A 19682-nucleotide genomic window follows, 5' to 3' on the forward strand; every position below is an offset into this window, starting at 1 on the left:
TGATCAAATCTGGAGTGTTTTTCGGTACATGTTCAAACAAGGCGGCTAGGAGACACTAAAAAAACGGATACAATGGTGGAAATTGGGGGAGCCAATCGGAATGACCGTGGATGTAGACCGCAGAACAATAAAGCCGGAAGCACTTGAAACACTTCGCAGAACCATTCTGGAGATCTTCTCCTCCGGGATGTATCAGGATGTGGGGATACGGCAGATCTGCCAGCAGGCGCGGGTGAGTCCGCAAACAGTCTACAAGTACTTTGGCAATAAGGAAGAGATGCTCTACGCCTGCATCAAAGGGGATCTCGAAAACCTCTATGCAGAAGCGATGCAAGCAGCGCGTGCTGCTGATAACACGGTCGATAAATGCCTCGTTTTCCTGGATATCTGGTGTGAGTTTTATTTCGCCAATCCAAGCATAGCGCGCATTGTATTTCTGAACATCCCGCAAGCTTATTGGTTAGGGCAAACCCAGTTCACACACGTCGCATTGCATGATGAAACCACCCGTACAATAGCACATGGCCAGAGCGAAGGTTTAGTCTGGGATGAGACATCTGCCGAATTGTTGGGGCAGGCGATTATGGGTATGGCGCATAGGCTGCTGACCCGCTGGCTGATGACGGAAAATGTGGACAGCGCGGAAACGAAACAAGCACTGGCGAAGAGCATCAGAAAGCTGTTGCAGCCTTAAAATGCGGAGCAGGGGGCTAGTCCAGTTCAATATCTGAAGCATGGGCAATCAGCCGTTTAAGGCTGTGCATGCCTTCATCGACTGATTTTTGAGCCTGAATCGCTTTGCCGTTTTCAATATGGCTTGCTGCGTTGTTGAAGTGGCTTTTCACGTTCTCCGCTTCTTTCTCATAGGCGTCAAAGCTTTGTTTGGCGTCTTCGTCTGACTGGCTTATGAGCTTAAGGTCTTTGTGGCGATCAAGCCAGGATTTGGCATCGCCTTGCAGCTGAACAAGTTGCCTCTCAACCCACTCAACCTGTTCTTTTGCCTTATGGGTCAGACTGTAAAGCTGGAAGCGGATTTTCCGGAGTGGCAGAACCTTTTCTTCGGCATCTTCAACCTTGCCAGAAATCAGATCTGATTGGGCTGAAGTAAGCAATGTCTTCAGTGACTTGCATTCAGCTTCATACTGGTGAGCATTCGGCAAACTGGCCTTGATGAAGGGAAGCCGTTCATAGGCTTGTTCCAATGCACGGCGCAGGTTTTGTATCTTTTTGTGCGTTGGAATTGGTTTGCCTTTTTCGATGGGCTCATCTGTTTGGTCATCTGCCGCAGTCGCATTGCTAAACCATAGCTGTTGCATCTGAAACAAGGCGCCTTCGTTGTCGTGCAATATGGCTGTCGCACCCTGATAATCACCACGGCCTAAAGCCTGCTCTCCTTTTGGCGTCGCAGCAGCAACCTTCTCAAAAGAAGCTGTAAACTGTGTAAGCACATCGGGAGTGTGTTCCAGTTCTGATGAGCGTTTGTTTAAGGCGGTGGCATCGGCAAGAGTTTTGTCCAACCGCTGTTGTGCATCCTCCCGGTTCTTATCAATCTGCTCCTTGGCGTCATCATAGGCTTTGACAAAGGCTTCCTTCTTGCCTGCAATCTTACCCAACATGAACTTCAGGCCCGGATAGCTGTGATCTGCAATCGCCTTTTGCATGCGCAGGAGTGGCAGATTTGCGATGCGGTGAGCCTTGTCGAAGTCAGCCGTATCAACGCCCCATTGCGTTAACTCATCGCGGTGCTTGTAGGTGTCTTCAACGGTGTTTTGGTAGGCCTCAACAGCAGGCATCTCCTTGGCAATCATCGCATCCGCGTGCTTGCATCCCTGCTGCAGAACCTTCTTTCCTTCACCGATATGATACTGAACTTTATCCAGCAATGTTTTGAGTAGGCTTATGGTTCCGGCATCAGGCCGCTGTTGGCCAGAAAAGTTCTTGTTAAACTGTTTGAAGGTGTTGCTGATCTTTTCGACTTGCACCTTGAAGGCTTCAATATGCTCTTTTGTCACGAGCTGTTTGCGAGCCTGCGCATCCAGCTTCTGGGCGTTCGTGGCCAGTGTTTGATACCTGTTGGAGAGCTGAGTGATCTCGGCCTTGAACTGTTCTGCCGCTTGCGCTGCCTGCTGCTGATGTGCAGCCGGGCTGTCCTTGGAAACCAGCACGCGTGATCGCCGCGTTGCAGGCCGTCCTGGATTCACTTCATTGGGACGATTGCTGTGTTCAGTAGTATCCGACTGCATCTCCTCCAGTTGCACCTCATCCACATTCTTTAAATTCAAGTGCTTAAGGACCTGCTCAGTCCATTTTTCCTGCTCGGGGGTGAGGTCTGACTTCGGCATCGAGATGCTCCAATCGAATGCACATATTTTTGGTTCTTGCTTACCTATAAGACCAAAATACTGAGCAATCTTAAGGGAGATGACCTGAAATGTGTCGTTGAGTTAATCGAAGATTGAAGGAGGCAAAATATTTTATAGCAATTTGCAGGGAAGAGAGGAGAGGCGCACGCTGAGCTTCGGAGTGTCTGAAAATGTGATGGTCGTCACAGAACAGTGGCTCGCGCTCATAATTTACAGCTTGCGTCTGGTATGTACACTCACTGGTTCCTAGTTTAAGCAGCGAGAAATGGGCAAGGCGAGCAGGCTAGGTTCTTCAAACTCGCAACTAAGAGATTGCAAAAAAGAATGATTAAGAAGATCGCGGGTGGCGTGTTGGGTGTTGTGGTGATCGGAGTTGGTGCGATTTACGCCAGCGCCTATACGAACATGGGGCAAAAGCCAAATGATGAGCACAAAGCGCAACTGACGCAATCCAACCAATGGGGCGAGGATAGTTTTGCAAACGAGCTGCCGATGGTGCGTGGCCCGCTAAGTGAGATTTTCCGTCAGTTCGTTCTGGAGCCGACTGAACACAACAGGCCGCAGCAAGACATTCCTGTCGAGACGATTGGTGACCGCCTCAACAAACTACCGGAATCTGGCGCTCGCGTCACATGGTTCGGACATTCCACGCTCTTGGTTGAGATGGATGAAACGCGCATCCTGATCGATCCGGTCTGGAGCAAACGCGCTTCGCCTTTGCCATGGGCAGGCGTTGAGCGCTTCTATGATCCAGTAATTGCATTGGAAGAACTCCCTGAGCTTGACGCCGTTGTGATCTCTCATGACCATTACGACCACCTGGATATGGAAACGGTTCAGAGACTGGCTCAACAGCAGGTTCAATGGATCGTTCCACTCGGAGTTGGGTCTCATCTGGAATATTGGGGTGTTTCCAAGTCCAGCATTACTGAACTCGACTGGTGGCAATCAACGCAAGTTGAGGAGATGACGGTTACGGCCACCCCATCACGACATAGGTCAGGCCGCTCCGTCACCTTTAGTGATGTGAATGCAACTCTTTGGGCTGGTTGGGCCTTTAATGGGCCAGAGCACTCGGTGTACTACTCCGGCGATACTGGCATGCATGATCGTTTTGAGGAGATTGGCGACCGCCTTGGTCCGTTCGATCTGACCGTGATTGAAACAGGGGCTTACAATCCGCTCTGGAAAGACACCCATTTAGGACCAGAGCAGGCCGTTTTGGTGCACAAATTGGTGAAGGGCAAAACAATGCTCCCGGTCCATTGGGGGCTGTTTGATCTATCCTCTCACAACTGGACGGAGCCTGTGGAACGCGTCAAGGTTGCCGCAGAAAAGTACGGGGTGGATGTCGCCATACCGCTGCCGGGTGGTTTTGTTGAACCGGGACAGGTTATCTCTACAAAAGCCTGGTGGCCAAAAGTGCCTTGGAAAAACGCCGAGGAACGCCCGATCTGGGCAACGCAGGTGGAAGACGCGGTAAAGCGCGCCAAGGAGATGAAGGACAATCCCCCTCATGGCGTTGCAACACCTTCCAGCTAACGAGTGGACGACAGGGAGAGCCGTTGAACTCAGCTCTCCTTCACATCTTTAATAAACTGCAAGGACACGACCTGGTCCGCCGGTTCCACCTTTGAACTTTGGGGCTCCAGCGATGATTGTTGCCCCTGCCAATGGCACCTGATCCAGATTGGTCAGGTTCTCGATGCCATAGCGCCCAGATCCTAGCCAAAGGTAGTGTACGGGAAAGTCTTTTGTTGGCCCGTAATCGATGGAGAGCGTGTCCACACCAAGTCCGTAAACACTGCGCTCGTTGATTAAGAACTGCGCCGTATCCTCATGGAAACCGGGGAAGTGCAGAACACCCTTGTCGTCTTCCCCACGGTATTTATCGGTGCCCACATATTGCGGCCAGCCAGAAAGCATCGCGACGCAGGCTCTGTCCGGAATACGCCCATGCTGCTGTTCGTACTTCAGAATATCTTTTGGCATGACACGGTAATCGGGGTTATCCGCCGCTTGATCACGCACATCAATCACGGCTAACGGACAGACGAACTTCTCGACCGGAATTTCATCAATTGATTGCCCGTCTTTGCTGAAATGGATCGGAGCGTCGAAATGAGTTCCCACATGCTCGTGATAGTGGAGAGTCTTCAGGTTCAACCCATCCTTGGCAAAGGTATATTCGTAGCTCTCTTCAAATGCAGGACCACCCTCAAACGTCGGGAAATCAGGCGTCAGTGTTTGGGTGAGGTCAATCACGTTTGAAAACGAAACACTCTCTGGTAGAACATTCGCTGTTGCCGCCAAAGCAGATGCACTCAGCACAGCCCCACCCGCCACCGAGGCCACTGCTCCGCACATAAATCCTCTCCGGGACAACCGCTCCCTCACCATCCGCACAACACACGCATCACACATATCCGTTCCTCTGTGGTTCAGCTCTAAAGCGTATGTGAGAAGGGTTAAGGAGAGCAATACGCTAGGGGATGTACCCGGAAGGACGTGGAGCGAAAGGGCCAAATGTTGCTGTTCATTAGTTTATGAATGAAGAAAGTGAAACTTGCAGAAACCGCAAATTCTATGGCGAAAAAATGGTGTGAAATGTAACAATAAGAGTAACTGGTGCTGATGAAGGAAGTTGAGTTACGTGGAGAGCAGCAAGTGCAATCCGTTGCTATCATTGAACAAAGTGCAAGATTTCTGAACCGAGTTATGGAAGGTTTGACTTACATTTTTACTCAGGCCACACCAAGACGTTTTCGGATGCTGGCTTCGAGTTGGGTCAGGGCGTCGTAGATCAGGACTGCGAACAGGCCGACTATGAGACCGCCTTGTAAGACGTAGGAGGTGTTGTTGGTCAGCAGGCCTGCGATGATGACTTCGCCAAGCGTGTGGGCGGCGACGGTGGAGCCGATTGTTGCTGTGCCGATGGCAATGACGACAGAGAGACGAACACCTGTCAAGATCAAAGGAAGTGCCAGTGGAAGTTCGACTTGAAGCAAACGTTGCCGGCGGCTGAGCCCTATACCCCGGGCTGCTTCCATTGTTGCAGGTGGCAAGGTTGAAAGACCGGTCATTGTGTTTTCGAAGATTGGCAAGATGCCGTACAAAAACAAAGCAACAAGCGTTGGTCCGGCTCCAAAACCCAGCATCGGAACTGCCAAAGCCAGAACGGCCACAGGTGGAAACGTTTGTCCCATGTTTGCAATGGTTCGTGACAGCGGCAAAAATGCCTTCCCTTGTGGGCGAGTGACGAGGATCGCCAGTAACACTGCAACAATGATTGCAGCGACGGAAGCTAAGGCAACGATACCCAGATGGCTCAGAGAGAGCGACAATAACGACGTGCGATCGTAGATCACGGCGGCACCGGGCGGTGTGAAGGGTTCAAACATGGGTGCAAACCACTCAGGCCGAAGGACAAGAGCGAGCAGCAGCAAAACAACGATCATCCTCAGGAAATTAGCCCGGCTCATGTGTCCCCTCGGCTCTGGAGCGGATCGCTTCCAGTGTTACACGGCCAATAGGCTTACCGTCGCGTTCTACAGGCACAGCATTTCGCCCGCTCCAAAGGCAAACAGAAAGAGCCTCTCGCAGGCTGGATTTCTCGTCAATTGGCTCCCCTTCTGCCGCTCCCTCTTCAAGTATCTGGGAGACCGAAAGCAGCGATAGCAGGCGAAGCGGTCGATCGACACCGCCGACCATTTCTGCAACGAACTCTGTGGCAGGGTTGGTGATGATCTCTGCTGGCGTGCCGTGCTGAACCAACTGTCCCTGATCCATCACAGCCACCTGATCACCAAGCTGTATGGCTTCCTCCATATCATGCGTGACGAGAAGAATTGTGGAGCCGAGTGTTCGTTGAATCCGGTGCAAGTCTGTCTGCGCGCGCGTTCGAATGATGGGGTCCAGTGCCCCGAAGGGCTCATCCATGAGCAACAGGTCGGGCCGTGATGCCAAAGCTCGTGCCACGCCTACCCGTTGTTGCTGACCGCCTGAGAGCTCAGCAGGATAGCGATCGCGAAACTCATCTGGCGGCATGGAGAATAGGTCCAACAGCTCATTCACGCGTGCATGGATCTTGTCCTTGTCCCAACCGAGTAGCCGCGGCACGGCGCCGATGTTTCTGGCAACTGTGTGATGCGGGAAGAGACCATGGCCCTGAATTGCATACCCAATGCGGCAGCGCAGGGCGTTCTTCGGCAATCCTGCAGTTGGTTCACCATTGATCCGAACTTGGCCAGACGTGGGCTCGACAAGCCGGTTGACCATACGCAGTAATGTACTTTTTCCAGAGCCGGATGTGCCGACAATTGCGGTGATTGTTGCACTCTCAATCGTCATAGATACGGAATCGACAGCAGGCCGCCCGTCGTAAACCTTGGTTATGTTGTCGATCTCTATCATCCATGCCTCATCTTATTAGGGCGGGCCAGTTCGACCAGAATATCCATTGTAATTGCCGAGATAAGAGCAAGAATGACTGTTGGCAGGGCTCCAAGCAGGATTAAATCTGTTGCAGTCTGATTGAGCCCCTGAAAGACAAAGGTTCCAAAACCACCACCGCCAATCAATCCGGCGATTACCGCAAGGCCAATATTCTGCACCAGAACAATCCGCAGCCCAGCCAGCATAACCGGAAGCCCCAGTGGCAATTGAATCTGTATGAGGCGTTGATGGCGGGTCATTCCCATACCGCGTGCTGCATCCAGTGTCACGATTGGAGTGGCTTCCAAACCGGCCACAGTGTTTGCCACCACCGGCAACAGGGAATAGATAACCAGTGCCAGAAATGCGGGTAAAAAGCCGATGCCGACGACACCCAGTTCCCTGGCACCGGGGATCGTGCTGCTGACCCAGGCAAGAAGTGGGATCATGATGCCGAACATGGCAAGTGAGGGGATTGTTTGCAGAAAGCTGAGCACAGGCAGGACAGCGCTACGCAACCCTTCGTTCCGGTGGCAATACACGCCAAGAGGGAAACCAATAGCTGCGGCCACAACAAGCGAGCCAAAAGCAAGGCCGAGGTGCCGCCACGCTGCATTGAAGAAGGCATCTTGTCTGCTGGCGTACTCTCTGAAGATTGACAGATCGGTCAAGGCTCCTGACCACAAGACCAACGCCGACACCACAATCGCTAGTGCCAATAAGGCGCCGCGCATTTTGGGGCCAGGAGAAAGAGAGGACAGAGCATCCGCCGCTAACAGTAACAGGATTGCAAGCAAACACCAGAAACCACTGCCCAAGGATACTCTGGCATAAGTTCCAGCCCCCTCAAGAAGCGAGGTGCTGCCCTCCATCAGCAGCCAAATCAACGCTGCTATTCCGATCATCGCGCCCGTCAAACGCAAAACTTGCCAGGCTGCTGGCAAACCAAGGACAAGTCCAGCCAGCAAGCCAGCAAAGCCGGGAATGACGGCTTCTGGTCCGGCCACGTCCCACACAGGGATACCCTCACCCGCGACAATACGATTGGCGGCAAGCGTCATAAAAGGTGCGTATAAGGCAACCAGACCCAGGCTTACAAACAAAAGACCGGGTCTGGAGACGACTGATTTAATCCTGCCAGGCATAACGCGCGCAGTTAGTCCAAAACACCGATCTTGGTCAGATAGTCTTTTGCGACTGCAGCTGCAGGTTCACCACCAACCTGAATGCGACCGTTGAGCTCCTGTAGTGTCGCCAGATCCAGACCTGCAAAGATCGGGTTCAAGACTGATGCAACTTCTGGATACTGTTTTAACACGGCAGCTCGGATAACCGGAGCTGGCTCGTAGACTGGCTGTACGCCCTTATCATCGGTCATAACAACAAGGCCTGTTGCAGCAACGCCGCCATCTGTGCCGTATGCCATAGCTGCGTTGACGCCAGATGTGCCACGAGCTGCGGCCTGAATTGTCGCGGCTGTGTCACCGCCAGAAAGCACGACTGTCTGATCTGGAGACAGCTTAAAGCCATAGGTTTCCTGCATTGCAGGAAGGACTGCGGGAGAAGAAACAAACTCCGTAGAGGCCGCCAGCTTGACATCGCCTCCGTTTGCCACCCAGGCGCCGAAGTCAGACATCGTGGCAAGATTGTTCTGGGAGGCCAATGCGCCTGTAACAGCAATGGCCCAGGTGTTGTTGGCTGGTGCAGGTTGAAGCCATACCAGCCCGTTCTTCTCACCATCCAGCTCAGCTGCGCGGGCGTATCCGGCTTTGGCGTCTTTCCAGACTTCGCTGTCCGCCTCATTGTGGAAGTAGGCTGCATTACCCGTATACTCAGGATAGATGTCGATTTGCTCCGCAAGCTGTGCTTCGCGAACCACCTGAGTACCGCCAAGCTGCAGACGGCGTTCTACTGGCAAACCAGCATCTTCCAACGCAAGTGCAATAACGTTTCCGAGGAGACCACCTTCAGTGTCAATTTTGGAAGAAACAACAATTTCAGCATGAGCTGCAACTGTTAAGGCTCCGGTCATGCCGATCGCAGCAAGAATTCGATTAAATGTCATGCGAAGTATGCTCCTCAAAGCTCTCTATTTTTCAGCACTGCATTGTGAAATTTCTATTATGGGAAGAATGTGGCATCCCTAAAAGGGCCATTGTCCTAAACTTGCGCGTTTAGCACGGAATCGATTTTGCCAAATCTGTCGAATATCATCTGAGATTTCCCCTCACTCGACTTCCCCCTCAGCCTCGAACACTCTTGTAAAAACCATAAGTAATCCAGAGTTGTACCAAAGGCACCGCTCATATAGGTCGCCACCTGTTCCTTCGCAACCTGCCTCGGGTCTCCAAGCGGAACTTTATCCAGCGTTCATTCCATCCCTTAATTCCCAAGGATATGCTCAGAGAAGTTCTGGCTGCAAGGTTTTGTTGAAATACGGTGTCTCGAGACGATGTGGGATTGGCATATGCTTCAAAAAGAAAGTTAATGTCCTAGCAAAAGATAATTTGATTGAATAAAAGTCCGCGACTAAGTCTTTTTGATGAGTATTGATAATATTAATAATAAGTTTAGTTGTTTGAGTGTAAGTGTTTTATGTTATATATATCGTGTGAAGTTAGTGTGTTTATAGTCATAAATTTTAAATTTGCATTTAGTGTGGCGTTGTTGGGTGGAGAGTTACTTAGCTGTGAGCTAAGATATGCTTTTGGATGTTTGTGTTAACGAGAGTGAGGCCAGAGATTCACGATTGAATCAACGTTTGAACGCCATTATGGTGTTCTCAACTCGTTACATAACAGGAAAAGCATCAGTGAGTTCGTGTTTGCATGTTCATGAGTTAATTGCAGCGATATTAGACAATACTAAGTTGTACGCTCAGTATTGTCCATATGCACGCAAGCTAAACTAGGTGTTGTAAGGTCTACGAAAGCGAAAACCTTACTTGCTAGTGGCTGAGAGATTGCGCCACGACAGGAAGTCCAATTGAGGTTATTTTCTAATGGTATGCCAATGCAACGACATTCAGTTCTTAGAGCGAGTCGAGTGCAGCTTGCGTGATTGAGAGCAACAACTCAAACCATTTATCCAAATGCGGTCACTTCTGCTTCCTGGGCTTGAGACCAATCCATTTTTTGTGTGACCCTAGTCAGTATGTGCTGACAGAAGCAAAAGTTGCGTCATTTTCTGCGCCATTCCCTAAATGACGCAGAGAATGAAATTACTGTATTTTACATCATTGGTGGTGAGAAACGTAGTGATAGGCATGACATGCCGCCGTCTAGTTTTGCTGCTTCGGAGTTGCCAATTTTGCGGATGTTGTAGCCTTCTTTTACCAGGAGTTCTTCGGTTTTCGGGAAGCCATCTGGCATCAGTACAAGATCGTTAAATCGAATGGAGTTTGCGCAGGCTTCTTCACCTTCTGCGGTGTGCAGGACACGATAACCTTCAAAACAACCAGATGCATCCAAACGCTTCGTGGAAAGGATGGTTTCCTCATCAAGTAAGGAACAATCGGTTTTGAAGTGGAGAACACCCTCTGGAGTTTGTAACTCACGAACCTTGTAGTTCCACGGGGCAACCATTTTGTGCAGTTCTTCGATCCCTGCCGTGTCGGTTCGTGCCGATGTGCCGATGAGAATTTCACGTTCGGTAGTGAGGATGTCCCCGCCATCGATAAACCCTTCGCCTTGAATGGTGAGCACTGTATCATACAGTTTTTCAAGACTTGGGATCATAGCTGCAGCTTCTCCTAGACGGCTTGAAGCACCGGGGCGCATTGCGATAGCAACCTCTGGCAGGCAAAGCGCAGCATCTTCAACAAAGACAGAATCAGGAAATTCTTCCATTGCATCAAGCGTGATGATTGTCGCTCCGGTGGATTCTAATGCGGCCACATAGTCATCGTGATGCTTGAGGAAAACTTCGTGATCAGGTGCGCCAACATCCACCGCACGAAGGCCCTGTGTGATGGACTGACCCGGTGTGCGAGCGATCGCGTGGGTGAATGTGTAAGAACGCTTAGTCAAGATTTTCTCCCTATTTTGCGCCAATTTCAGACTGAATCAATATTAGTATTGACACCTAGTTTATGCGCATGCATAAATTTATTCAATCGTATAAATTGGGAGAGGCGCATTGCCGGGCCGCGATAAACAACCATCACCAGTCATTGAAGTGAATGATCTGCATAAATCCTTTGGGCAGCTCGAAGTCCTGCGGGGAATCGATCTCGTCGCACGGCCTGGTGAAGTGATTTCGCTGATTGGGGGGAGTGGCTCAGGTAAATCGACTACTCTTCGTTGCCTTAATCTGCTTGAGACACCAAGCAGTGCTGGACTACTCAAGTTGCTTGGCGAAGAAGTTCACTTAAAATTTGACAAGCAAGGAAACTCTGAAGTTTCCGATAGACGACAGCTGCGCCGGTTACGCAGTCGCTTAGGGATGGTGTTTCAGAGCTTTAATCTGTGGCCGCATATGACACTTGAGCAAAATGTAATGGAAGCTCAGGTGCAGGTGCTGGGACGGCCCAAAAATGAAGCACGCGAAATCACCCATCACTTACTTGAGCGTGTTGGCCTCACTGAACGCCGTGAGATGTATCCCGCGTATCTGTCAGGTGGTCAGCAACAACGCGGCGCTATTGCACGTGCGTTGGCCGTCGATCCGGAGGTCATGCTCTTTGACGAACCAACATCCGCCCTTGATCCTGAGCTGGTGGGTGAAGTTTTGACTGTAATGCAAGGCCTCGCTGAGGAAGGCCGAACCATGATCATCGTCACGCACGAAATGAAGTTTGCTGCAGAAGTTGCCGATAAAGTGATTTTCCTCAATCAGGGGCAAATTGAAGAACAGGGAACACCTGAAGAGATCTTTCAGGCCCCAAAGTCCGAGCGTTTAAAGCAGTTTATTCAATCTATCAATTAATACTGGGAGGAAAAATGAAAATCAAATCTACTCTATTCGCGCTTGCTGTTGCTGGGTATGCAACAGCTGCAGCTGCAGAGCCTGTTCGTATTGGCATCGCAACAGAGGCTTACCCGCCATTCTCCACGCCGGATGCAACCGGGAACTACACCGGTTGGGAGATTGATATCATCAATGCAGTTTGTGAAGAGGCCAAACTGGATTGTAAAATCGTTGCATCCGCGTGGGATAGTATCATTCCATCTTTAACTGCTGAATCTATTGATATTATTGGCGCATCTTTGAGCATCAATGAAGAACGCCTTAAGGTCATTGATTTCTCCAATAAGTATTATCAGACCGGCGCATCTATCGCGATTGGTAAAGGCAGTGGTGTTACTCCAACTTCCGAGGGGGTTTCAGGCAAAATCATCGGTGTACAGTCTGGGTCTATCCACCAAGCATACGCTTTAAAACATTTCCCAGATGCCAAGATCCGTGAATATCAAACTCAGGACGAAGCTAATCAAGACCTTTTTGCAGGACGGATTGATGGCACCTTGGCTGATGTTTTAGTTCTCGACGAGTTCCTGAAATCGTCTGAAGGTGAGATCTGCTGTAACGACGCTGGCTTGGTTGCAGCTGACGTTTCCATTCATGGCCAGGGAGTTGGTTTTGGTCTTCGCAAAGGCAATGACGAGCTGAGATCTCAGCTCAATGATGCCATTGATGCAATCCGCGCCAATGGCACCTACGACAAAATCACTGCGAACTATTTCAACTTCAATATCTTCGGCGAATAAGCATAGAGCTGGCAGAGGAGGACGTCTTCTTCCTCTGCCTTCGGGAGAACTGCATGGCAACTAATTATAGAGAAATGAGCGCTGTCGAGCTACTCTCTTTGGAGCCTCCGGGCTGGGGTGGAGCTTTGTTGGATGGGCTTGTGGTATCTTTGCAAGTTGCCTTGCTTGGATATGCGATTGGTATTGTGATTGGCCTAGGGGGGGCAACACTGAAGCGGTCCGGTGGTCCTGTCGCTCGGGATCTCATGTCTGTTTACACCACCTTTGTTCGTGCCATCCCTGAACTGGTCTTGATCCTGTTAGCTTATTTTGCGCTACCTGAATTGCTCAATAATGTGCTTGCAGGCGCAGGATTTGGTCGGATTGAAATCAACGGTTTTGCAGCAGGTGTGCTTGTTATCGGGTTTGTTCAAGGTGCTTATGCAACTGAAGTTTTTCGGGGTGCCATTGCATCCGTACCGGTTGGCCACATCGAAGCTGCACATAGTTTCGGAATGCATCCGCTGCGCATATTTCGCCGAATTACACTTCCTGAAATGCTTCCCACAGCAATTCCTGGCCTTTCGAACTTATGGCTGATCGCAACTAAGGACACTGCATTGCTAGCGGTTGTTGGCTTTACAGAATTGACCTTGGCTGCACGTCAGGCATCTGGAGCAACAAAGCATTATTTCCTGTTCCTGCTCGCAGCTGGTGGATTGTACCTAATGGTGACATTGGTCTCCGCCCAGCTTTTTAAATGGTTGGAAAATCGCGTGAGCCGGGGAACACGTTATGCCTGAGCAAACTCTTATGAAGCCTCATCGCTTGATTATGGTTCTCGTCGCTGCAGTGCTTGTGTTGACCTTCGCATTTATGATGGATTGGGCTTGGCTGCCTAAATATAGTTCTGAGATTTTGGATGCGCTTTGGATCACCATTGCGTTGCTGGTGAGCTCGATCGTTGCTGGCTTTTTGCTTGCGGTGCCGATTGGGCTTGTGCAAGTTACTGGACCTCGCCCGCTGGCTTGGCTCGCGATGAGCTTTTGCACGCTGATCCGCGGAACGCCAATCTTGTTGCAGATGTGGGTTCTCTATTACGGTTTGGGATCTTTATTCCCCTACATGCCCGGATTACGACAAAGCTGGCTTTGGCCTTACCTAATTGAGGCGTGGCCTTATGCGTTTGTCGCTCTTACATTGTCGTTTGCAGGCTACGAAGGTGAAGTAATGCGAGGTGCTTTTAAAGGCGTCCCTCGCGGAGAGCTAGAAGCAGCGCATGCCATCGGAATGCATCCATTTACAATTTTACGTCGCATCTGGTTGCCAAGGGCAGTTCAACGTGTACTACCAACCTTGGGTGGGGAACTTATCTTGCAACTCAAAGCGACGCCGTTGGTTGCAACCATTGCTGTTGTTGACGTTTATGCGATCTTTGGGCGTATTCGCCAAGAGACGTTCATCATCTATGAACCGCTGCTGATGCTCGCGCTGATCTACCTCATACTTGCCGGCGGCATTGCATTTGCATTCCGACTTTTGGAAAACAAGCTTCCTGCAAGAGGGTGATAATGGAAAATGTGCTCAAACATGGATGACCACAACTAAATTCACCAAAGAAAAGTTGAGATCTAAGGATTTGGTGCCACGCCTCTTTACTAGGATAAGTTGAAAACAAGAGATCATTTTGATATCTTTGAACTTATTGCGGTTTCACATGAGCCAAGTTTTCATCAAGGCTTAGTCAGTCATGATAGATGCGTCTGATGGGTGCACGGCCTGGTAATAAATTTAACTTCACGGCCACTTGTCTGTTTCGCATGAGTACAAGTTGCTGGTTTTTACTCTTGGGTATGCTTACAGAAATGCAGGATAAATCTGGAAAAATCCGTCAGGAAAATACAGATACGAGGCGAGCTGATCTTATCGCCGCGACTTTGCGTGTTATTGCCCGTGGAGGTGTTCAGTCCGCCACCGTGCGAGAAATAGCAAGAGAAGCAAACGTCACCCAAGGGCTTATCAGGTACTACTTTGCAAAGAAAGACGAGCTCATTGCAGCTGCCTATGAAGCCTACATGGGCAATCTGGTCCACATTGCAGATGAAGCATCTCGCGGTGAAGAAACTGCCGCTGAGCGCATGTCCAACTTTATCAAAGTCTCTCTGGAAGCGCCAGTTACAAGCCATGACTCGATTGCCATATGGGCTGGCTTCTTCGAAATCTTGCTTCACAACAAGGATATGACAGAGAGCCATGAACGAAGCTACAACCTGCTTCGCTTGCACCTGAAAAAATTGATTTCTGATGTTTTGCTTGAAGCAGGCAGGATAGTGAGTGAACAAGAACTCAGACGCCTTAGCATAGCTGGAAATGCGATCCTGGACGGATTATGGATGGAAGGCGGTGCCTTACCTCACGTTTTTGAACAGGGCGAACTGGTGCAAGTCGGCCTGGAGTGCTTCAGCTCTTTGTTGCGGATCGACCTGCTTGAGCTGATAAATTAGAAGCTACTTATGATTTGAATATAGATCTCCACTTGATCAGTCGAATATTTAGGCATCTTTCCTAGCAGGCAATGCAACAGTCAATAGATAACCTCGATTATTTTCATAAATTTGATCCGAACTTTTATCAACTAATTTTGCATGCCACGTTTCGTAGGCGACTATTTGACTACCGATAAACCTGACAGTACGATTAAAGAAGAAAATAGTATGGCGCAAATAACCTTTGCGGTTTGAATAGTGTCAAGATCTGTGTTGATCAAGAGTCCGCCAGAGACCAGCGGTAAGGTTGATCCTCAAAACAAGATGTGAGGGCGCCTTCAAATCTAACGCACATCAAAGAGACTATGACATGCAACTACAGTAGGGCCCCCTTATAGGTCTGATAATTGTTTGTCTCACTTTGAAAGGCAGGTTGGAAAAGAGAGCAAGTTTGTCGGCCATACTGTAAAATCAACGGTGCGGGATTTGATGCCTCTTTACTATTGCTTGAGACGATCGTATTTAAAAAGATTTTGTAAATACTCAATCTGCGAATGTTCTATTATTTTGTTTTTTCTCTTCATCTTATTAGAACGCAATAACTTCTCAAGTTTAAGCTTCAAAGTCTTAGTCGGTCTTAAATGTATCTGAGGGAATTCTATTTCAGCGCTTTGACCTTCTAGAAAGTAAGCCTGGTAGGACTTGTCAAAAGGCCAATCGGGATGCCACGGTTTACGTTCTCCAACAAAATGGGTGATGATCGGGTTAAAAGGTTCCAGTTTGTTTTTTGGCACAGCTCCATACTGCCAGTTGGCAAGGGGGGATAAGGGCTGCCATGCACTCTGAAAGACGTGGTTGAGGAAATCTTGATCCCACATGCTAGCAGAAGAGTCAAAGTACTGCATAAATGTTACGAGCTTCTGATGGAAATCTATTTTATTCCAACGGTTAGTATCAATTAGAAGAACACCAGAATTGAAGTACTGGTTGCCGTTAATCCCAATGGCTTCCATCCAAGTTGCCTTACTAGGAAATTGGCGAGGGTAACCCCCACTTGCTATGTTGAAGTCTTGCACCGCACCGAGCGCAGACGTACCAAGATCCGCATCAAATAGCGACTGTGGGCTCCTCCAAAAGAATACATCAGCATCCAGATAAAGCAGGCGATCATAGTGTTGTTCCAGCATCTGCGGTACGAAAATGCGACCATAGACGATATTGGGCCATAAAGCGCTGCTTTTGACCTCTGATGGGAGTTTAAGTTCGTACCGGTGAAAGTAAATGTCCATGCCCTGGCGGAGGTCATCCAGAGCCTTTGTTCCTTGATAAAAAACATGCACATCGAAGGTGCAGTCTCTCATTGCGCTTAACTTTCGAGCATTTACAAGCGTTAACCCGAGAAACTTATCATCGGTAACAAAATAGACGGCATTTTGATTCATTTCAGAGCCAGAACCGTTGAAACAGAGCTCCGTTTGCGGAGAGACTTGCGTAGATAAATGCCAAGAGTTCTTAAGGAAAACGAAGAGAGCCCGAAGCACTTAAAGCAACTAACTAGATAAATTTTGTCAAAGGTAGTTTTCTTTCCCTTTTTTTGCCAAGGTTTGAAGTAGACGTAATGAATGATCGCCGGGCTATGTTTACATGCTTGGATATCGTTGTAGTATGCGATGTTGTCCTTCATCCAGAGTTGGACATTCTTGCTCTTGATTGAATGGAACAGACTCGTCTGGAAATTCCAGGTCGGGGTGAGTAGCTTGATTTTATCGTTGAAGTAGACGTTCAGGAGATCTTGATCAGGCGCATAAACAAACTCACCAGAGTCGATCATTTTTGTGTAATCTAAGTGGACGTCATGGGCGCGCCAGTAATCAGCATCGATCAAGAGTACACCAGAGTTGATGTATCTGTTCTGAATGCCTGTGTCTGCGCCCATACGGACCAAATAGTTTAGGAAGAGTTCTTCCTTGCCAGTTTTAGGGTGTTTGACCGTGCGACCTCGATAGGCGCCTGGTGAACAAACCGCAGCAACGGGCATGCTATCAAGGCACTGTGTGGCAAATCCTGTAATATCTGTTGTGATAATAGTATCGCCATCCAGATAGAGGATCCGTTTGCGATCTGTTAGCTGATGTAGGAACAGCCGGTGATACATGGCTCTGGAGAGTTTCTTCGTTGTGTGGGCATTATTTGAAAACGATTTAGGTGCCTTGAAATCAGCAGTAACACCTGCTTTGTGCGCCATATCCTGTAAGAAGCTTATTTGTTGTTTACCCAAGTCATCATGTACGAAGAGGAATGAAATTTGTGAATTTTTTGGGAGATTCGATAAAAGGCTGTAAAACGATACAGCAGTAGGTGCCCAGAAATTTTTATCGAGGCAGTAACACACGCATATATCTTTGCTCTGAATTTGCATTATTGATTGTATTCCTTTTTTAGCCAGATCAGCTCTTCCAAAGCCTTGGTTGCAGATGTGCGTTTTCCTGTGCTCGGGCTGAGATAAATGATATTCTGCGCATAGAGCGCAAAGACAATTTCATCTACTGATAGATTTCGACTGGCTGAAAGGCCAATTCTGCGATCGTCAGTCGCGCCGTACCCTGCATAGACAGGGTGCCCGAAAGTGACCACATTTTTTTTTCTTAATAAGCCTTCGAGGCCTGTTGTCGAGGAGTAGGTATAGATGGTTTCACAGCCGGAAAGCAAAACATTGATGTCGAAATCATCCGCGTAGACAGTAATTTGATCTGCAAACTCATTGGTTAACTCAGAAAGGTAAGTCTTTCGGTACTTGTATTCCGGATGGATCTTGACGCCGATTTGCTTACCTGGATTGCTCTCAATCGCACTGATCAGCATTTGCTTGAATATGCCTTCCTCACCACCTTGCAGTACGACAGATAAATCGTTGTAGGCTTGGTCGATGACCAGGACATTGGGTAGGTTGCGAGCTGTTTGAGATACGCAGAAGTTATACTTGCTGATATCTTCTTTCACGATTAGGTGCCTAATATCTGCTCCAAGGCTACGTTCTTCATGAGTAAACTGATGAGTGCTCAAAAAGGTACGAATGCAGATTTCTGGCTTTGGCCAAAAATGAGGGCCAACCGCGTCCAGACGGAATGAAATTGGGTTTGCATATGCTCTGAGGGACTTGTCGCGCTGTGCAAAAACTTCTGGCACTATGCTGCGGATAAACCCTTCTTCAATGCAAATTGCATCAGCTTGCAAAAACAAAAGTTTTTGCAACATTTCTGTTCTGCCTTGGCCAAGGCCAAGCACAATGTGTTCTTGGCCAAGCGCCTATTGCGGAGTTCCAAATGCAGCAGTTTGACGGTTATTAAAGGCTTGATCAAGAAGTTTATAGATCTGAGCATTTTGCTCTACTCCGAACGAAAGTAGTGTATCAGAACTGGTCAATTGTTGCACCAGAGTCTCATTGACGCGTTTGTTTTGTGCCATGATTTTCTCATAGATACCAAGGTGAACAGCCAGGTCCATCGCAGGGTAGCTTGGCGCGATTTTTTTTTCTTCTTAAAGTACCGTTTAATCATTGTGTCTCGTGCCCGCTATTTTTTTTCTAACGTTTTGCAGATCGTTCATGCGTATCTTGATATCGTGGTGTAGGCGCACAAAATTCTGCCCCTTGGCGGCAAGCCCGGCTCTAGACGCCTCACTATTGATCAGAAATTCAAGTTTTGCATGAATGTCGTCACTGGTGACTTTATCCAAGTAAAGGGCGCTGTCACCGCTTGCTTCTAGCAGGCCGCCGGTTCCAGATGAAATAACAGCTGCGCCTGCAGCCTGTGCTTCAATAGCGACCAGGCCGAACGGTTCTTTCCAAACAGAGGGCACGACTGCAATTTTGGTGGATCTGAATACCTTTTTGACCTCATCAAGTGGCATGTTTTTATTTATCCGACAGCGATCAGTAAATTGTAAGAGAGGTGTAATGACCTGCGTGGCCCATTCCTCATGCGTTTGCCAGTCTCCTAGACATAGGGTCGCTTTCCAATTAACATGTTCTGTCAAAATTTGAACCAGAGCAGGAACTAGATGCTGAATACCTTTTTCTGGAGCGGCCCGGCCAGCAAATGAAATTATGTTCTCCCGACCTTCGATTGGTGCATACCAGTTCTCAAAGTCGATCGGATTTGCAACGACGTAACTACAATCCTGAAATTTCGGGAATGCTTTGATAAATTGATCACGTGCAGCTCGGCTAACAAAGATATGAGAAGAAAATAAACTGTATCGTCTCTCATGTCTTAATTTTGTGAAAAAATTATCGTTTTCTTTTACTAAGTTATGGCGATAAAGCGCTGAAGGTATATTCTTGAATTTACGGGTTATGGATTTTCCGCTCGGTGCGTGTTGATGCACCTCAATAAAATCTGGCTGAAATTCTGCAATAATTTTTGCAATATGGCGTGCGCGTAAGACGTTCCATTTGTAGCGAGGAACTCTCCTTACATTCATGACTTCCGGGGTAGCCGCTCCCTCCTCACAGATAACTATAACATCATCGCTGCTTTGTTCATTCAGAGTCCTGACAACCGTTTCGATAGAATTCGGCGGTGGATTCAACTGGTCGCGGCAACACACTGTGAGAACTTCTCAGCTGGGGTTTGATATTGCAAGGTCTTGCGTGGTCTTTCGTTGAGTTGTCTTGCGATTGCATCAAGTTCAGGCTGCGTGTGTACAGATAA

Annotated in this window: 19 protein-coding genes and 1 pseudogene; 7 read left to right on the forward strand and 13 right to left on the reverse strand. The window is 48.7% G+C overall.

Going from position 1 to position 19682, the window contains the following annotated elements:
* The first annotated feature begins 100 nt into the window (after positions 1-100).
* Positions 101-694, forward strand: a complete 594-nt coding sequence (locus PsW64_RS06470) for a TetR/AcrR family transcriptional regulator (RefSeq protein WP_063303088.1) — start codon at positions 101-103, stop codon at positions 692-694.
* 16 nt (positions 695-710) lie between these two features.
* Here the strand turns inward: PsW64_RS06470 and PsW64_RS06475 are convergent, their stop codons facing one another.
* On the reverse strand, positions 711-2342 hold the full coding sequence (locus PsW64_RS06475) for a hypothetical protein (protein ID WP_063303089.1): 1632 nt from the start codon (positions 2340-2342) through the stop codon (positions 711-713).
* Between the two features lie 345 nt (positions 2343-2687).
* On the opposite strand from PsW64_RS06475, the gene PsW64_RS06480 reads away from it, so the two are divergent.
* On the forward strand, positions 2688-3905 hold the full coding sequence (locus PsW64_RS06480; protein ID WP_063303090.1) for an MBL fold metallo-hydrolase: 1218 nt from the start codon (positions 2688-2690) through the stop codon (positions 3903-3905).
* Positions 3906-3953: 48 nt separating this feature from the next.
* Here PsW64_RS06480 and PsW64_RS06485 read toward each other — a convergent pair whose 3' ends face one another.
* The 6 genes from PsW64_RS06485 to PsW64_RS06510 form a co-directional block, all read right to left on the reverse strand.
* Positions 3954-4730, reverse strand: a complete 777-nt coding sequence (locus PsW64_RS06485; protein ID WP_208980597.1) for a cyclase family protein — start codon at positions 4728-4730, stop codon at positions 3954-3956.
* Between the two features lie 377 nt (positions 4731-5107).
* Positions 5108-5845, reverse strand: coding sequence for an ABC transporter permease (locus tag PsW64_RS06490; protein WP_063303091.1), 738 nt, complete (start codon positions 5843-5845; stop codon positions 5108-5110).
* Positions 5832-6776 (reverse strand): ABC transporter ATP-binding protein, encoded by a 945-nt coding sequence (locus PsW64_RS06495; RefSeq protein ID WP_063303092.1) that lies wholly within the window; start codon positions 6774-6776, stop codon positions 5832-5834. The genes PsW64_RS06490 and PsW64_RS06495 overlap by 14 nt, the downstream gene beginning before the upstream one ends.
* Complete coding sequence (locus tag PsW64_RS06500; RefSeq protein WP_063303093.1) at positions 6773-7942, reverse strand: ABC transporter permease; 1170 nt, start codon at positions 7940-7942, stop codon at positions 6773-6775. The genes PsW64_RS06495 and PsW64_RS06500 overlap by 4 nt, the downstream gene beginning before the upstream one ends.
* Before the next feature lie 11 nt (positions 7943-7953).
* Complete coding sequence (osmF, locus tag PsW64_RS06505; RefSeq protein WP_063303094.1) at positions 7954-8862, reverse strand: glycine betaine ABC transporter substrate-binding protein OsmF; 909 nt, start codon at positions 8860-8862, stop codon at positions 7954-7956.
* 1165 nt (positions 8863-10027) lie between these two features.
* Positions 10028-10825 (reverse strand): dimethylarginine dimethylaminohydrolase family protein, encoded by a 798-nt coding sequence (locus tag PsW64_RS06510; protein WP_063303095.1) that lies wholly within the window; start codon positions 10823-10825, stop codon positions 10028-10030.
* A gap of 109 nt (positions 10826-10934) precedes the next feature.
* Between PsW64_RS06510 and PsW64_RS06515 the strand changes: the two genes are divergently transcribed.
* The 5 genes from PsW64_RS06515 to PsW64_RS06535 all read left to right on the forward strand — a co-directional run bounded on the left by PsW64_RS06515 (position 10935) and on the right by PsW64_RS06535 (position 14988).
* Entirely contained in the window at positions 10935-11723 is a 789-nt protein-coding gene (locus tag PsW64_RS06515; protein ID WP_063303096.1) for an ABC transporter ATP-binding protein, read from the forward strand.
* Positions 11724-11737: 14 nt separating this feature from the next.
* Entirely contained in the window at positions 11738-12505 is a 768-nt protein-coding gene (locus PsW64_RS06520; protein ID WP_063303097.1) for a transporter substrate-binding domain-containing protein, read from the forward strand.
* A gap of 53 nt (positions 12506-12558) precedes the next feature.
* Complete coding sequence (locus PsW64_RS06525) at positions 12559-13287, forward strand: ABC transporter permease (protein ID WP_063303098.1); 729 nt, start codon at positions 12559-12561, stop codon at positions 13285-13287.
* On the forward strand, positions 13280-14053 hold the full coding sequence (locus tag PsW64_RS06530) for an ABC transporter permease (RefSeq protein ID WP_063303099.1): 774 nt from the start codon (positions 13280-13282) through the stop codon (positions 14051-14053). The genes PsW64_RS06525 and PsW64_RS06530 overlap by 8 nt, the downstream gene beginning before the upstream one ends.
* 296 nt (positions 14054-14349) lie before the next feature.
* Positions 14350-14988, forward strand: a complete 639-nt coding sequence (locus PsW64_RS06535) for a TetR/AcrR family transcriptional regulator (protein ID WP_193757751.1) — start codon at positions 14350-14352, stop codon at positions 14986-14988.
* A gap of 482 nt (positions 14989-15470) precedes the next feature.
* Here the strand turns inward: PsW64_RS06535 and PsW64_RS06540 are convergent, their stop codons facing one another.
* The 6 genes and pseudogenes from PsW64_RS06540 to PsW64_RS28130 all read right to left on the reverse strand — a co-directional run.
* A complete protein-coding gene (locus PsW64_RS06540) occupies positions 15471-16412 on the reverse strand; it encodes a glycosyltransferase family 8 protein (protein ID WP_063303101.1) in 942 nt (313 codons plus the stop codon).
* A complete protein-coding gene (locus PsW64_RS06545; RefSeq protein WP_063303102.1) occupies positions 16409-17389 on the reverse strand; it encodes a glycosyltransferase family 8 protein in 981 nt (326 codons plus the stop codon). Before PsW64_RS06545 ends, PsW64_RS06540 begins: the two co-directional genes overlap by 4 nt.
* Positions 17389-18255: a capsular polysaccharide export protein, LipB/KpsS family gene (locus tag PsW64_RS06550; RefSeq protein WP_193757752.1), complete on the reverse strand. Its 867-nt coding sequence runs from the start codon at positions 18253-18255 to the stop codon at positions 17389-17391. The genes PsW64_RS06545 and PsW64_RS06550 overlap by 1 nt, the downstream gene beginning before the upstream one ends.
* Before the next feature lie 21 nt (positions 18256-18276).
* Entirely contained in the window at positions 18277-18435 is a 159-nt protein-coding gene (locus tag PsW64_RS27550; RefSeq protein WP_193757753.1) for a hypothetical protein, read from the reverse strand.
* A gap of 84 nt (positions 18436-18519) precedes the next feature.
* The gene (locus PsW64_RS06560) at positions 18520-19578 is read right to left on the reverse strand and encodes a glycosyltransferase family 4 protein (RefSeq protein WP_063303105.1); all 1059 of its coding nucleotides are present in this window, start codon (positions 19576-19578) and stop codon (positions 18520-18522) included.
* A pseudogene (locus PsW64_RS28130) lies at positions 19557-19682 on the reverse strand (IS30 family transposase); the annotation flags it as partial. The gene PsW64_RS06560 and the pseudogene PsW64_RS28130, both read right to left, overlap by 22 nt.

Source organism: Pseudovibrio sp. W64 (assembly GCF_001623145.1).
In the GTDB taxonomy this organism is placed as follows: domain Bacteria; phylum Pseudomonadota; class Alphaproteobacteria; order Rhizobiales; family Stappiaceae; genus Pseudovibrio.